Raw genomic sequence first — 14,625 nt, 5'->3', positions numbered from 1 at the left:
CTCAAGCAACAAACACAGAAAAAGGGCGGCCCCATCGCTGGGACCGCCCTTGTTTTCTCGTCCGATCAGACCGGATCAGAAGGCGTCGGCGTAACGCTCATTGCCTTCGAAGCCGAACTTGCCGACCTGCGACTTCTTCACCACCGCCAGGATATTGTCGATGGTGTCGTAGCGGGTGTTCGGGTCCGGCAGCAGATGCAGCTCGGGCTCGTCCGGCAGGTTCTTCGTCAGGTCGATATACTGACGCAGCGTCACCAGATCCGGCACCGGCTGACCGTTCCAGAACATCGCCCCGGCCGCGTCGGTCGAGATGGTGTTCTTGGTCGGGTTGATGGGCGGCGGATTGCTGTTGGTGTTCACCGGCAGGTCCAGCTTCACGGCGTGAGTCTGGATCGGGATGGTGATGATGAACATGATGAGGAGCACCAGCATGACGTCGATCAGCGGCGTCGTGTTGATGTCCATCATGGGCTCGCCTTCGGCGGTGCCTGCGGCCATTGCCATTGGTGGTTACTCCAGAATTGCTCGAGCCGGCATTACATGCGCGGGTTGCCACCCGGCGGCGGCTCGGAAATGAAGCCAACCTTCAGGAAGCCGGCCCGCTGCAACATCGTCACCGTCCCGCCAATGCACTTGTAGGGGGTGTTCACGTCGCCACGGATATGCGCCTCGGGCAGGTTGTCCGGGGTCACGTTGGCTGGCCCGCCAAGCTTGTCGACCTGGGCCTTGAGCTTCGCCACCGAGCGATCAAGCAGCTCCTGCGAAGTGACCTTCTGGCGGCCCCAGTAGACCTCGCAGGTGCCCGCGCTGTCGGCCTTGACGGAGAGGTTCACGTTCTCCGGCTTGGTCTGCGTCGGCTCGTTGCGCACGTTGGGCAGCTTGAGCGGCACGGTCTGCACCACGACCGGCACGGTAATCAGGAAGATGATCAGAAGCACCAGCATGACGTCGACGAGCGGCGTCGTGTTGATGTCCGACATTGGCACGTCGTCGCCGCTCTCGGCTCCCACACTCATTGCCATCGGATAAGATTCCTATCGTTCTCGCGAGCGCCCTGGGGCGCCTTGTAACCGCGGCGGGCGGGCCGGAGCCCGCCTGCCACGGCCGCCGCCCCGCCCGAAGGAAAGGCGGCGGCCGTCACCGGATTACGCCTTGGTCTGCACGCCCGAAGCGGTGGTGGCGACCTTCGGCTGGCCAACCTTGGTCAGGCCGTAGGACGGACGCACCGCGCCGTTCGAGATCATGTAGCCGTGGACATCGTTGGCGAAGGCGGTCAGGCCCTCGACGATCGTCTTGTTGCGGCGGACGAGCCAGTTGTAGCCGAGCACGGCCGGAACGGCGACGGCGAGACCGAGAGCGGTCATGATGAGCGCTTCACCGACCGGGCCGGCGACGGCGTCGATCGAAGCCTGACCGGCCATGCCGATCTTGATGAGCGCGCGGTAGATACCGATAACCGTACCGAACAGACCCACGAACGGCGCCGTCGAACCGACGGTGGCGAGGAAGGCGAGGCCGGTGCCGAGCTTCGACGCGATCGAGTTCTGGCTGCGGACGATCGAGCTGTGGATCCACTCGTGCTGGTCGATCGGATCGGTCAGCTTCGAGTGCTGCTCCTCGGCGATGATGCCGTCGTCGACGATCTGGCGATAAGCCGAGTTCTTCTCGAGCTTCGCGGCAGCGTCGCGCATGTTCGGCGCGCTCCAGAAGGACGCACGGACCTTCTTCGCCTGGTTGATGATCTTCTGCTGCTCGAACAGCTTCGAGAAGATGATGAACAGCGAGAAAGCGAGCGAAACCACCAGCAGGCCGAACACGGTCTGCGTGATGAGGCCGCCCTGCTGAAGAGCGGGGACCAGACCGTACGGGTTGGCACCGGCGGCGGCGGCGGTAGCGGGGGTCGTCATTGTCGTCGGTTCCTTGAGGTAAATATGGAGTGCAAAGAGAAAAAGGGACGGGCCGGTCACGTCACCGTGGACCGGCCGTCACATCAGTCCTTGGGCAGCTGCCACACGACGGTGCTGCTGTAGGTCGAGGCAATGCCGCTACCCGCGACGTCCTTCGCCGGGGTGAAGCGCGCACGACGCAGGAGCACGCGGCAGGCCGTCTGGTCGAGATCGGCGAAGCCGCTCGACGAGGTCACCGTACAGTTGGTCGGCTTACCATCGGCGCCGACGTCCAGCCTGAAGCCGGTGCGACCCTGCTCCTGATTACGCTGGGCGGACGGCGGATAATCGTCCGAATTAGCCCAATCGCCCGGATTGCCGCGGGGTTTGGGGCCACTTGCCTGGCTCGGCTTCGGCGGCGCCGGAGGGGGCGACGGCGCGACCGGAGCCTGGATCACCGGAGCAGGCGGGGGGTTCGGCGTCGTCACGATCGGCGGCGCCGAGACGACCGGCGGCTGCACGATCGGCGGCGGAGTGACAATCGGCGGCGACTCGACCTTCGGCTGCTCCTTCGGCGGAGGCGGCGGCTGCTTCGGAGGCGGGGGCGGCGGTTCCTTGATGTCGAGTACGGTCATCTGCTTGGCCACCTTCTTAACGATGTTGAAGGCGAGGCCAGTGTAGAATGCGTAGCCGACAGCGGCGATGAGGATCGCGGTGATAACCGCCGCGATCGTCTTCTCCTTACTCTGATTTTGGTCGACGTAGGCCATTAAAGAGAGCCACTCCGTGCTGTCGAAAGGCTGCGGCATGGCAATGGGGGTCAGATGGCCGCGAAACATCGCGGGCCGTCAGACCCCCCTTGCCGTCACTTCATGCTATGCAGCGATCGATTTGATGTCCATCCCTTACATATACGATCGGGCAATGTCTTGGCATCCCAGGAGTCATAATTCCGCTCCGTCCCTTGAATCCCGCGAGCCAAAACGGCAGGGAAAAAGGGTGCATTACGAACCATGACAGATTGAAGAGTGGAGGTTGGTCGCCCATGAAATGTCAGCCGAAATTGGCAGGCCTGCTCCTATTCGGCGCCTTGACCTTCGCTAGCGCAGCATCATCGCAGACACCGATTGGCGCGCAGAACTCCGCCACGGAAAGCTATGCGGACCTGATCGATCTCGCACTTGCAGCACGCGCAACCGTGATCGTCACCGTGCGCAACACGATCCGCCTCAAGGGGCCGGATGCGGTGGGGGTCGCGCCGGGGTATGTGCGATTCTATGTGGAAGGGGATGTCGATGCGCTGATCGCGGGTCGCAGCGGCCTCCCGGGGACCGTCTCCTGGCTGGTGGACATGCCTCTGGATGCCGCGAATCACCCTCCGAAGCTCAAGAAGCAGAAACTGATTCTGCTCTCGCGCCCGATTCCGGGCAAGCCCGGGACGCTCCAGCTCGTCTCTCGCAAGGCGCAGCTCGCATGGACGCCCGAGCGCGAGCAGCGGCTGCGCGCGATCCTGTCCGAGGCCAACTCCCCCTCGGCGCCGCCGGTGGTCACCGGGGTCGGCCACGCCTTCCATGTCGCGGGCAGCATTCCCGGTGAGGGCGAGACCCAGATATTCCTGAAAACCGCGGATAATCGCCCGGTATCGCTCAACGTCCAGCGCCACCCCGGCGAGGACCCGCGCTGGTCCGTCTCGCTCGGCGAGATCGTCGACGATCAGGCGGCAGCTCCCAAGCATGAGACGCTGCTCTGGTATCGCCTCGCCTGCGGGCTTCCGTCGACCCTGCCCGATGACGCGGTGGCCGACCAGGCGGTCGACGACGCGGCGCAGGCGCGCGACGATTATCGCCTCGTGCTGAAGGGCCTCGGCCCCTGCGGCCGCACCACGAGCGGGGCCGACGCCGTGGCCAATTAAGGCCGCGGCTCGCTTTCCTCCGCGGCTTCCAGGAACAGGAAGTCGCGGGAAAAGTGGCAGAGATGCGCCCCGCCGTCGACGAAGAGCGTCTGCCCCGTCACCGCCCCCGCGCGCGCAAGATAAAGCACCGCTTCGGCGATCTCCGCCGGGGAGGGCAGCGCTGCGAGCGGCATCCGCTTCGCCGCCTCGGCCAGCCGCGCGGCATCATAGTCGGCGGTCGGCAGCGTCAGCCCCGGCGCCACGGCCGAAACCCGGACATAAGGTGCGAATCGCCGGGCGAGGATGGTCGTCGCCTCCGCCAGCGCCAGTTTGGACAGCGTGTAGCTGAACTGGTCCGCATTGGGCGCGGCGATGCGCTGGTCGAGGATATTGACGATCGCCACCCGGTGCTCCGGCCCCGCCCTGGTGGCGAGCGCGGTCGCGAGCAGCACCGGCGCGGCGCTGTTCACCGCATAATGGCTGAGCATCCCCGCCTGCGTGGCGGTTTCCGGCGAGTCGTAGTCGAATCGCGCGGCGTTGTTGACGAGCAGCGCCGGCGCACGGCCGAAGGAGGCCTCCACCGTCGGCAGCAGGCCCGCCACCGCCGCCTCGTCCGCGAGGTCGGCGGTGAAGTGGCGCCACACCGCGCCCGCGCCGGCCAGCCGCTCGGCCAGCCCGGCTTCGGGCGCCGACGTCGCGCCGCTGTGGATGGCGAGGTCGTAGCCCGCCTCGGCCAGCGCCGCGCAGAGCGCCGCCCCCAGCCGCCGGCAACCGCCGGTCACCAGCGCCAGCGGGCGGGCCGCCGTCACGCGCGATGCCTCACCAGACGGATGCCGATCTCCTCGCCGCCCTGCGAGATGGCGAGCTTCACGATCTTCACCTCGACGCGGCGCACCCGCTCGTCGCCGGCGAACATCGTCGCGATGATGTGCTCCGCCACCGCCTCGACCAGGGTGAAGTGCAGACCTTCGGGCAGCGAATCGGTCACCGCCTTCTTGAGATCCATATAGTTCTTGGACTGGTTGAGCGGCGTATCGGGCGCGAACTTCGCCTCCGGCAGCGCGAGGTCCACCGTCACCGAGACACGCAGCGGCTGCGGCAGATGCGTCTCCTCCGAATAGATGCCGGTCAGCACCATCGTCTCGATTCCCGAGACCTCAAGCTGAAGAAGATCGTCCGCCATAATCGCTTTCATCCATCTGCAATGGCGTTCGCCTAGCCAGCCCACGCGCGGGCGGCAAGGCGCGCGGATTTCACAGCGTGCCCAAGAACCGCTAGAGCGCGGCGCCTTTCGAATCGGACAAGGAGGATCGGAACGGGTGGAAACGGTGACGGCTACAGGCGCAATCAAGGCTGCGGAGGCGCATGGCGCGCATCTCGCGCCACTGGGGCTGGCGGATAATATGGCGGTCGAGGCTCTGCTCGATCTCTCCTTCGGCCACGAGCGACGCCAACGCACCGCCTACCGCCTGCGAGACGGCGTCGCCGCCGAACCCGTCGCCAGCTGCGCCGCCTTTGACGAGCATGGCCGGCTGGTCGGCTCGCTCCAGAGCTGGCCCCTCGCGCTCGTGGGCGAGGACGACAGCGTGACGCCGCTCTGGCTGGTCGGGCCGATCGCGGTCCATCCCGATCGCCGCAGCGAAGGCATCGGCCGCACCATGCTTCGCCGCGGGCTCGCCGCGATCGACGGGACGGGTATCCCCGCCGTGCTGATCGGGGACCCGGAATATTACGGGCCGTTCGGCTTCACGGCAGAGGCCACTGGGGAATGGGAACTCCCCGGCCCGTTCGAGCGGCGGCGTCTCCTCGCCCGGCTCGACGAGGGGCAGAGGCTCCCGGCACGAGGGCGGCTGGCGCCGCGCGGCTGAACATTTCCCCTGAAGGAAAATCGCTTTAGGGGGAGGAAGATGCCGCTCACCACCCCTCCCCCCGATGCGATCGCCGGCCTGTCGCTGAGCGAGATCGCCAGGCTCGCCGCCGAAGGACAGCTTCCCCCCGTGGAGCGCTGGAGCCCGGAGCATTGCGGCGACAGCGCCATGCGGATTCTTGCGGACGGCACGTGGCTGCATGAAGGCTCGCCGATCGGGCGGCCGGCGATGGTGCGGCTCTTCTCCACCCTGCTGCGGCGCGAGGCGGATGGCGGCCATGTCCTGGTGACGCCGGTGGAGAAGCTCTCCATCACGGTGGACGACGCGCCCTTCGTCGCGGTCGAGATGGAGAGCGAGGGCACGGCCGAGGCCAGCCGCATCGCGCTGCGCACCAATGTCGGCGATATCGTCTTCCTTGGGCCCGACCATCCGCTGACGATCGAGGATCGCGGCCATGGCGCGCACCCTTATCTGCGCGTGCGCGACGGGCTCGACGCGCTGGTAGCGCGGCCTGTCTATTATGCGCTGGCGGACCTCGCCATCACCGGGCCGGCCGGCCCCGGCGGCGCGATCGGGCTGTGGAGCGACGGCGCCTTCTTCCCCCTGGAGCAGTCGGAATCGTGAGGGCGGTCGATGCCATCCGTGCCCGCTTCCACGCCAGCGCCCACATTCCGGCGCCGCTGGCGGGCGATGCGGATCATGCGCTGGCGGGCGACGTGCCCGTTCCGGCCGCCGTGCTGGTCGCGATCACCGACCGGCCGGAGCCGGGCCTGCTGCTGACGAGGCGCAACGAGGCGCTGCGCAAGCATCCGGGGCAGATCGCCTTCGCCGGCGGCCGCGCCGACCCGACCGACACCGGCCCGGTCGACACCGCGCTCCGCGAGGCCTGCGAAGAGATCGGGATGCCGCGCGATCTCGTCTCGGTGATCGGCTGCGACGCGCCCTATCGCACCATCACGAATTTCTCGATCGTGCCGGTCGTCGCGGTGGTGCCGCCCGACCTGCCGCTCGTGCCGCTCGAGTTCGAGGTGGCGGACATCTTCGAGGTGCCGCTCGCTCATGTGCTCGACCCCGCCAACCAGATACAGGCCGAAGCCGAATTCCGGGGATCGATGCGCCGCTTCTACGAAATCATGTGGCAGGACCGCCGGATATGGGGCGCGACGGCGGCGATGATCGTCAATCTCAGCCGGCGGATCGGCGCATGACCGCACGCACCGTCCCTGTCCCTCCCCCCGTTGCCGATCCGCATGCGCTCGAGCGCCTGATCGAAGCACTCGACGGCGTCGGCGGCACCACGCGCTATATCGGCGGCTGGGTGCGCGACACGCTGCTGGGGCAGACGCCGCAGGACATCGATGTCGCCACCCGCCTCGCGCCGCAGGAGGTGGAGCGCCGGGCGCAGGCCGCAGGCCTCAATACCTGGAGTTCGGCCTCCGGCATCGCGCACGGCACGATCGGTGTGGTGGTGGGCGGCAAGTCCTTCGAGGTGACGACGCTCCGCCGTGATGTCGCGACCGACGGGCGCCACGCCACCGTCGCCTTCACCGAGGACTGGCAGGAGGACGCTGCCCGGCGCGACTTCACGATCAACGCGCTCTCCGCCGATCCGCTGACCGGCGAGGTGCATGATTATTTCGGCGGGCTCGACGATCTCGCCGAAGGCCGCGTGCGCTTCATCGGCGAACCGGCGCAGCGCATCGCCGAGGATCACCTGCGCATCCTCCGCTTCTTCCGCTTCCACGCCCGCTACGGCAAGGGCGCGCCGGACGGCCCATCCTACGCCGCCTGCGTGGCGCGCGCGAAGGATCTGATGGCGCTCTCCCGCGAACGGATCGCCGCGGAACTCATCAAGCTGCTGGCGGTCGCCGATCCTCTGGCGACCGTGGAGGCGATGCTGGAAGGCAGCCTGTTCGCGCCCGTCGTCCCCGAGATCACCGACACCGCCCGGCTCGCGGCCCTGCTCGCGGCCGAGCGCGCCGCCGGCATCGCGCCCGACGGCCTGCGCCGCCTCGCCGCGCTGCTGCCCGCCGACCCCGACGTCGCCGAGCAGGTGGCAGCGCGGCTGCGCCTCTCCAAGCTGGAGCGCAAGCGGCTCGTGCTGGCGGCCGAGCCCGACGGAACGACGGCGGCCGAGCGCCAGGCCTATGCGATCGGCGCGGAGTCCGCCGTCGATCGGCTGCTGCTTGCCGGCCAGCCGGAGGCTGCGCGCAGGATCGAGCATTGGCAACGCCCACCCTTCCCGCTGTCCGGCGGCGATCTCATCGCCATGGGGCTGACGGCCGGCCCTGCAGTCGCGACGACGCTCCGCGCGATTGAGCAGCGCTGGGTTCAGGAAGGCTTCCCCGACAAGCCCACCGTCGACGGTTATGCGCGCGAGGCGGTGGCGGCGGTGGCGGGAAAAGCCGGCTAGATCAGCCGAGCCGGCTGCGCCAATAAGCGGCGGCCTCTTCGGCCGGCAGCGGCATCGAGTAGAAATAGCCCTGCCCGTGGCTGCACCCGAGTGCGGCGAGCGTCTGCGACAGCTCGATCGTCTCGATGCCCTCGGCGGTCGTCGTCATGCCGAGCGCGTCGGCCAGGCTGAGCACGGCGCGCACGATCGCTACCTTGTCGCGATCGGCCAGCATGCCCGAGACGAAGCTGCGGTCGATCTTCAGATTGTCGATCGGCAAACGGCGCAGATAGCTCAGGCTCGAATAGCCGGTGCCGAAATCGTCCATCGCGACGCGGACGTTGAGGCCCCGCAACGCCTGAAGCGCGCGGGTGGCGCGATCCGGGTCCTGCACGATGGCGCTTTCGGTCAGCTCGATGGTCAGCCGCTCGCCCGCAATGCCATGGGTGGCGAGCGCGGCGGCGATCATGCCCGGCACGTCGTCCCGCGCGAGCTGGATGGCCGAGACGTTGACGCTCATCGACAAAGGCACCGGGCCGCCGGCATCCTTGTCCCACGCCGCCAGCGTCGAGAGCGCACTGTCGAGCGCCCAGCGGCCGAGCGGCACGATCAGCCCCGCTTCCTCGGCCACGGGGATGAACTCGCCCGGATCGATCGGCCCGCGCGTCGGATGCTTCCAGCGCGACAGCGCCTCGAAGCCGGTGATCCTGTTGGCCCCCAGATCGATGATCGGCTGATAGGCCAGCCGCAAGTCGCCCTGATCGATGGCCCGGCGCAGCTCCGTCTCCAGATCGAGCTTGTAGCGCGCGCAGGCCGCCTCGCCGGGATGATGGACCTCGACGCGCCCGGTCGACTTGGCGCGCTTCAGCGCGAACTGGGCGTTGCGCACCAGCTCCTCGCCGCTGGTCTGCTCCTCGCCCACCAGCGCGCAGCCAATCGCGCATTCGAGGCCCACCTCGAAGCGGGCCAGCCGGAAGGGCGTGGAGAGCACCGCCTGAATCCGCCGCGCCGCCGCCGGCGCGTCGTCCGGCCCGTGGCTGAGCCGCAGCAGGATGCCGAACTCGTCCCCGCCGATACGCGCGAGCAGATCGCCGGCGCGCAGCGTCGAGATCAGCCGCCGCGCGACCGTGATGATGACCTCGTCGCCCGCGACGCCGCCCAGGCTCTCGTTGATGCGGCTGAAGCGCGACAGATCGACCAGCAGCACGGCGTAGCTGGCGCCCGCGCCCTCGGTCATCACGTCGTCCACGGCTTCCGCGAAGGCGCTGCGGTTGGGAAGGCCCGTCAGGCTGTCGTGCAGCAGTTCGGCACGCAGCGAGCGGGCGTTCTCGATCTCGGTGGTGCGGTCGACCAGCGTCAGCAGGCAGCGGGGCGGGCTGCCCGTGATCCGGATCAGCGGCGCGATGTTGACGTGGAAATGGCGGCCCGAGACGGCATCGCCGTCGCGCCATTCGAATCGAGTCGGCTCCACGCCGCCGCCCTGGAAAAAGGTCTTCAGGCCGCGCAGGATATCCTGACAGGCGATCACCGGCAGCGGCTGGCTCGACGGGCGCGACGAATCGAGCTGCTGATACCGCTCGTTGCAGATGCCCAGCTCGAACTGTCCGGAGGGCAGCGCCGAAACCATGGCCGCCGCGATCGGCAGCGCCTCCAGATAGGACTCGCGCACGCGTATCGCGTGGGCCCAGGCCTCGGGCGATATGTCGGCGGGCTGGGCAGTCTCCGGCACAGGCCGCAAGGCGCCTCGCGCCGCCCTCTCCACAGGCGGCGTTTCGCTTTCCCGACTAGCCTCGGCCATACGCATGGCCAAGAGGCGTACATCGATCGGGTTAATCTTTGCTTTCGCTGATTTCTTCTTCGGTTACGGCCGGCGGAGGCGGTGGGGTCACCTGCCCGAAGCGATTGTCGCGCGGGAAGCCCAGCGGCGCCATGCGCCCGCCCGCCCCGCGCGCGGTGCGCCATGGGGTCAGGTCCGACTCCGTGCGGACACGGCCGGTCTCGCCGCCCATCGCCCAGCTGATGCCGCCCGCGAAGACGATCGCCATCGCGTCCGACAATCCACCGTCGCGATAGCGCTGGAGCTGCACGCCCGAACCGCGCGCCATCTCCGGCAGCTCGCGGATCGGGAAGACCACCATCTTGCGGTTGTCGCCCACCACCGCGACATAATCCGCGCCCGCCACGACGGGCCGGAACAGCCGCATCTCCGCGCCGGGGCGCAGGTTCAGCACCTGCTTGCCCTTGCGCGTCTCGGCGACGATGTCGGCCACCTTGGCGAGGAAACCGCGTCCGTCGGACGAGGCGACCAGCACCTGCGCGTCGCTCCCGCGCGCCACCGGCATCAGCGCCACCGGCGCGCCCTCGCCCTCCAGATCGACCATCAGGCGCACCGGCTCGCCGAAGCCGCGCCCGCCCGGCAGCTTGTCCGCCGCCAGCGTGAAGACGCGCCCGTTCGCCGCCGCCAGCAGCAGCCGGTCGGTGGTGTAGGCGTGGAAGGCGAAGAGCGGGCCGTCGCCTTCCTTGAACTTGAGCGTATCGGCGGCCGCAAGGTCGCGGTGCCCCGCCATCGCGCGAATCCAGCCGCGCTGCGAGAGAATGACGGTGATCGGCTCGCGATCGATCATCGCCTCCAGCGGGATTTCGCGCGCGGGGCCAGCCTCGGCCACTGTCGTGCGGCGCACGCCGAGCGGCGTTTCCGGCGCATAGCGCTCGCGCAGCTTGGCGAGATCCTTCTTGAGCCGCGTGCGCTGACGAGCCGGGCTTTCGAGCAGCGCCGCCAGCGTCTCGCGCTCCCTGGCGAGGGCGTCGCGCTCCTTCTTGATCTCCATCTCTTCGAGGCGACGCAGCGAGCGCAGGCGCATGTTGAGGATGGCTTCCGCCTGTCGGTCGGTGAGGCCGAACTCGGCCATCATCACGGGCTTGGGCTCGTCCTCGGTGCGGATGATCTCGATCACGCGGTCGAGATTGAGATAGGCGATCAGGAAGCCGTCGAGCAGCTCGATGCGATCGTCGATCTTGGCAAGACGATGCTTCGAGCGATTGACCAGCACCTCTATCTGGTGCGCGACATAGGCCGACAGCGCCTCGGCCAACGACATCACGCGCGGGGTGCGCGTCGCGTCCAGCACGTTGAGGTTGAGCGGCACGCGCACTTCGAGATCGGTCAGCCGGTAGAGGCTGTCCTTGAGCGTCTCGACATCCACCGTGCGACTGCGCGGTTCGAGCACGATGCGGATCTGCTCGTCCGATTCGTCGCGGACGTCGGCGAGGATCGGGAGCTTCTTCTCGGTGATGAGGCTGGCGATCTGCTCGATCAGCTTGGCCTTCTGCACCTGATAGGGAATCTCGGTGATGACGAGCTGCCAGGTGCCGCCCGAGAGCTTCTCCGGCTCGGCGAAGCGCGCGCGGGTGCGGAAGGCGCCGCGGCCCGTCTCATAGGCCTCGCGGATCGCCGCCGGGCCGTCTGCCACGATGCCGCCCGTCGGGAAGTCCGGCCCCTGCACATATTGGAGGAGATCGGCGGTCGGCGCGTTGGGGTTCTCGATCAGATGGACGGCGGCGTCGATCAGCTCGGCCGCGTTGTGCGGCGGGATCGAGGTCGCCATGCCGACCGCGATGCCGGCCGCGCCATTGGCCAGCAGGTTCGGGAAGAGGCCGGGGAAGACCTCCGGCTCCTCTTCCTCGCCATTGTAAGTGGGCTTGAAGCCGACCGTGCCCTCGTCGAGCCCCGACATCAGGTCCACGGCGGTCGCGGTCAGGCGGGCCTCGGTGTATCGGTAGGCGGCGGCGTTATCGCCGTCGACATTGCCGAAATTGCCCTGCCCGTCGACCAGCGGGTAGCGCAGCGAGAAGGTCTGCGCGAGGCGGACCATCGCATCATAGACCGACTGGTCGCCATGCGGGTGGTACTTGCCGATCGTGTCGCCGACGACGCGCGCGCACTTCTTGTAGGCCGCCGCCGGATCGAGCCTGAGCAACCGCATCGCCCAGAGCAGCCGGCGATGCACCGGCTTCAGCCCGTCGCGCACATCCGGCAGCGATCGCGCCGTGATCGTGGAGAGCGCATAGACAAGGTAGCGCTGCGACAGCGCCTCGTCGAAGGGCGCATCGGTGAAGGGTTCGGGTTCGAGGGTGTCGGTCGAGGCCATGGCCTCTGGTTAGCAGGCGCCCCCCGCGCTTGGGAAGCGCCTGCGTCCCGTTATGTTCTCGCTCAGAGCGCGGTGCGGAAGGGCGTGAAGTTGGTGTGCTCGTCGAACACGTCGACGCCTTCCTTCCGCTTGAGGAAGCCGATCACCGCATAGGTGGCGGGCGTCAGGATCACCTCCCACGACACCTTGAGCGCCCAGTTGGTGACAAGCACCTTCAGCACCAGCGCCGGCGTCCAGTTCGGCGCGCCGAGGAAGGCCAGCGGATAGAAGACGAGGCTGTCCACGGCCTGCCCGCACACCGTCGAGCCGATGGTGCGCGTCCACAGATGCCTGCCGCGGGTGAGGATCTTCATCTTGGCCATGACGTAGGAATTGACGAACTCCCCCGCCCAGAAGGCCGCGACCGAGGCGAAAACGATGCGCGGCACCTGCCCGAACACCTGCTCGTAGGCCGCCTGCCCCGTCCAGTCGTGCGCGGGCGGCAGCGACACCACCACCCACGACATGAACGCCATGAACAGCACCGCGCCGAACCCCGCCCACACGCAGCGCCGGGCGCGGGCATAGCCGTAAACCTCGGTCAGCACATCGCCGAGGATGTAGCCGACCGGGAAGAAGAGGATGCCGCCGCCGAAGGGCCACTCTCCGATCACCGGCAGGTCCACTTTCGCGACCTTCCCCGCGCCGATCACGTTGGAGAGCAGCAGGATGGTGACGAACGCCGCCATGGTGAAGTCGTAATAGCGCATCGGGCGCCCGTGGAGCGCACCGGCCTCGACCGGCTGGATGTTGGCGGGACCGTTCATCGCGTGGCCGGGTGAAGCTGTTGTTGCGCATACGTCATGGCCGGGCACAGTATCGCGGTTTCCAGCCCGCGCAATCCGGGCTAAGGCGACGGACGGGCGCCCGTAGCTCAGCTGGATAGAGCACTAGCCTTCTAAGCTTGTGGTCGCAGGTTCGAACCCTGCCGGGCGCGCCATATAATCGGTATTATGTGATCGCGGTCAGCAAGAATGAGCCGGATGATCGCTAACGTTGAACTTTTGGTCGTGTACGGTGAACCAAGGCCCACCCAATCGCCATTGTCCGGCGGGCGCCTCGCTAGCTTGGGTGAGGTCAGCCCAGTTGTCCGCAGACCAAGGAATGTGGACAGTGAACAGTGGACACGGAACATCAATCTCGATTCGGCCGAGGCTTGAGCAATGGACAATAAGGCGGCTGTCGCAGCGCTAGAAGCGCTCGCGCAGAGCACAAGGTTTGCAGCAGTCAAGCTCTTAGCGGAGCATGAGCCAGAAGGGTTGGCAGCCGGCGAGATCGCGGAGCGTCTCGGAGTCCCGCGCAACACGATGTCAACCCATCTATCCGTCTTGAGTCACAACGGCGTCGTATCTTCTGAGCGGCGCAGCCGAACGATAATTTATCGTGCCAGCACACCCTACCTTTCCGATCTGATTTCCTTTCTGCATGCCCTCATCCATCCCATAGATGGAGCCAACTGACCCACTGTTGCAAGTCACCTCAGCAAGGTGGCTTACATCATGATCCAGCTTTCCAGATATGCCGTAAGAGGCCTTAGCGCTCGACGCCCTTCCTCTTTCACGACGTCTAGAGGAATACGTTCTCCGATAGGCTCCTGGAATTGTGTCGCACACCGCCACCACTCGGCAAAGGGTGCCGGGCCGCCCTTCAGCCATAGCCAGTAATGCAGCGCCCTCATCTCGCGAACCGTCCCGATAAGGTTCCCGCTCACGGCCCTATGATGATGCCGCATTTCTCGGAGCGCCTCTGCCGAATAGCCCGAGACCTTTTCGGTCAGCGCAACTGGCCACTGCCAAGCTGCCACTAGAAGATCGAGGTCATAGAGTGTAGCGATCCCCAGTTGCTGGCGATCGAACGCAGCTCGATCGAATGGCCCGGGCCGCACCATCACTCACTCCGCAGCCATTTTCGAGGTCACGGAACCAACGCTCGACACCCTTCCGGCGCCGTCGTCAGCGAGCTGGTCAGAGCTGAGCTTCGACATATTGCCGCACCAGGCGCAGATCAGACAGCCGGCCGCTTGCCATAAGTCTGACCGGCGCAGCTCCTCCAAACATCGGCACCGAAAGGGGCGTCCATATCCAAGCGTCGGCACACTCCGGGTCTGGATAGAGATCGCTCAACGCCTGGTAGATACACATGACGCAGCTGATCCGCAGCAGAAGATCGATGCTCAGCGGCATCGCGTCCTCTCGGAAATGCGCCAGCTCCTCCATCGCCGCGAGCCCCAGCACAGCCGCGACTTGCTGGTCGCTGAGGCTCCAGCGTTCGGCCACGCGAAGGAACATTCGTCGGCCGGCTCCCATCTCTTCCGCTTGCGCCCAACCTAACGCGTCATCGCGTCGGGCGGCCTCCACCGGCGCAGTCGCTACCTCCCCCGGAAGCAGCACTTTCAGACTAC

At 67.2% G+C, this 14,625-nt stretch carries 16 protein-coding genes and 1 tRNA gene; 7 read left to right on the top strand and 10 right to left on the bottom strand.

What is annotated here, in order from left to right; translation table 11 throughout:
• Positions 1-75: 75 nt before the first annotated feature.
• The 4 genes from ST3T6A_RS0102870 to ST3T6A_RS0102855 form a co-directional block, all read right to left on the bottom strand.
• Positions 76-504, bottom strand: a complete 429-nt coding sequence (locus tag ST3T6A_RS0102870) for an ExbD/TolR family protein (protein WP_026359372.1) — start codon at positions 502-504, stop codon at positions 76-78.
• Positions 505-536: 32 nt separating this feature from the next.
• Positions 537-1,022, bottom strand: coding sequence for an ExbD/TolR family protein (locus tag ST3T6A_RS0102865; protein ID WP_026359371.1), 486 nt, complete (start codon positions 1,020-1,022; stop codon positions 537-539).
• 123 nt (positions 1,023-1,145) lie between these two features.
• Positions 1,146-1,907, bottom strand: coding sequence for a MotA/TolQ/ExbB proton channel family protein (locus tag ST3T6A_RS0102860; protein WP_019831381.1), 762 nt, complete (start codon positions 1,905-1,907; stop codon positions 1,146-1,148).
• 83 nt (positions 1,908-1,990) lie between these two features.
• Positions 1,991-2,656 carry an energy transducer TonB gene (locus ST3T6A_RS0102855; RefSeq protein ID WP_019831380.1) on the bottom strand — a complete coding sequence of 222 codons (666 nt, stop codon included), beginning with the start codon at positions 2,654-2,656 and terminating at the stop codon, positions 1,991-1,993.
• A 428-nt stretch (positions 2,657-3,084) separates the two neighbouring features.
• Here ST3T6A_RS0102855 and ST3T6A_RS0102850 point away from each other — a divergent pair, with 428 nt between their 5' ends.
• Positions 3,085-3,798 (top strand): hypothetical protein, encoded by a 714-nt coding sequence (locus ST3T6A_RS0102850; RefSeq protein WP_235785714.1) that lies wholly within the window; start codon positions 3,085-3,087, stop codon positions 3,796-3,798.
• Here ST3T6A_RS0102850 and ST3T6A_RS19155 read toward each other — a convergent pair.
• A complete protein-coding gene (locus tag ST3T6A_RS19155) occupies positions 3,795-4,586 on the bottom strand; it encodes an SDR family oxidoreductase (RefSeq protein WP_019831378.1) in 792 nt (263 codons plus the stop codon). The two genes, ST3T6A_RS0102850 and ST3T6A_RS19155, sit on opposite strands and share 4 nt — an antisense overlap.
• Entirely contained in the window at positions 4,583-4,960 is a 378-nt protein-coding gene (locus tag ST3T6A_RS0102840) for a dihydroneopterin aldolase (RefSeq protein WP_019831377.1), read from the bottom strand. Before ST3T6A_RS0102840 ends, ST3T6A_RS19155 begins: the two co-directional genes overlap by 4 nt.
• A 136-nt stretch (positions 4,961-5,096) precedes the next feature.
• Here ST3T6A_RS0102840 and ST3T6A_RS0102835 point away from each other — a divergent pair, with 136 nt between their 5' ends.
• From ST3T6A_RS0102835 to ST3T6A_RS0102820, 4 genes are read left to right on the top strand one after another with little or no spacing between them, the layout of a single operon-like run.
• A complete protein-coding gene (locus ST3T6A_RS0102835; protein WP_019831376.1) occupies positions 5,097-5,645 on the top strand; it encodes a GNAT family N-acetyltransferase in 549 nt (182 codons plus the stop codon).
• A 39-nt stretch (positions 5,646-5,684) separates the two neighbouring features.
• On the top strand, positions 5,685-6,269 hold the full coding sequence (locus ST3T6A_RS0102830) for a DUF1285 domain-containing protein (protein ID WP_019831375.1): 585 nt from the start codon (positions 5,685-5,687) through the stop codon (positions 6,267-6,269).
• On the top strand, positions 6,266-6,853 hold the full coding sequence (locus ST3T6A_RS0102825) for a CoA pyrophosphatase (protein ID WP_019831374.1): 588 nt from the start codon (positions 6,266-6,268) through the stop codon (positions 6,851-6,853). The genes ST3T6A_RS0102830 and ST3T6A_RS0102825 overlap by 4 nt, the downstream gene beginning before the upstream one ends.
• Positions 6,850-8,058, top strand: a complete 1,209-nt coding sequence (locus ST3T6A_RS0102820) for a CCA tRNA nucleotidyltransferase (protein WP_019831373.1) — start codon at positions 6,850-6,852, stop codon at positions 8,056-8,058. Before ST3T6A_RS0102825 ends, ST3T6A_RS0102820 begins: the two co-directional genes overlap by 4 nt.
• A 1-nt stretch (position 8,059) precedes the next feature.
• Here ST3T6A_RS0102820 and ST3T6A_RS0102815 read toward each other — a convergent pair whose 3' ends face one another.
• From ST3T6A_RS0102815 to ST3T6A_RS0102805, 3 genes are all read right to left on the bottom strand, one after another.
• Complete coding sequence (locus ST3T6A_RS0102815) at positions 8,060-9,706, bottom strand: putative bifunctional diguanylate cyclase/phosphodiesterase (RefSeq protein ID WP_235785713.1); 1,647 nt, start codon at positions 9,704-9,706, stop codon at positions 8,060-8,062.
• Between the two features lie 160 nt (positions 9,707-9,866).
• Positions 9,867-12,185: a DNA topoisomerase IV subunit A gene (gene parC, locus ST3T6A_RS0102810; RefSeq protein WP_019831371.1), complete on the bottom strand. Its 2,319-nt coding sequence runs from the start codon at positions 12,183-12,185 to the stop codon at positions 9,867-9,869.
• 62 nt (positions 12,186-12,247) lie between these two features.
• Positions 12,248-12,991, bottom strand: a complete 744-nt coding sequence (locus tag ST3T6A_RS0102805) for a queuosine precursor transporter (protein WP_019831370.1) — start codon at positions 12,989-12,991, stop codon at positions 12,248-12,250.
• A gap of 96 nt (positions 12,992-13,087) precedes the next feature.
• Between ST3T6A_RS0102805 and ST3T6A_RS0102800 the strand changes: the two genes are divergently transcribed.
• A tRNA-Arg gene (locus ST3T6A_RS0102800) sits at positions 13,088-13,164 on the top strand.
• 223 nt (positions 13,165-13,387) lie between these two features.
• A complete protein-coding gene (locus ST3T6A_RS21040) occupies positions 13,388-13,684 on the top strand; it encodes an ArsR/SmtB family transcription factor (RefSeq protein WP_083937307.1) in 297 nt (98 codons plus the stop codon).
• A gap of 504 nt (positions 13,685-14,188) precedes the next feature.
• Here ST3T6A_RS21040 and ST3T6A_RS19150 read toward each other — a convergent pair.
• Positions 14,189-14,625: DUF2384 domain-containing protein (locus ST3T6A_RS19150; protein ID WP_019831368.1), on the bottom strand; the 437-nt coding region annotated here is incomplete at its 5' end.

The organism is Sphingomonas sp. PR090111-T3T-6A (assembly GCF_000383095.1).
Classification (GTDB): Bacteria; Pseudomonadota; Alphaproteobacteria; order Sphingomonadales; family Sphingomonadaceae; genus Solisphingomonas.
This window is presented reverse-complemented; position numbering and strand designations above follow the sequence as displayed.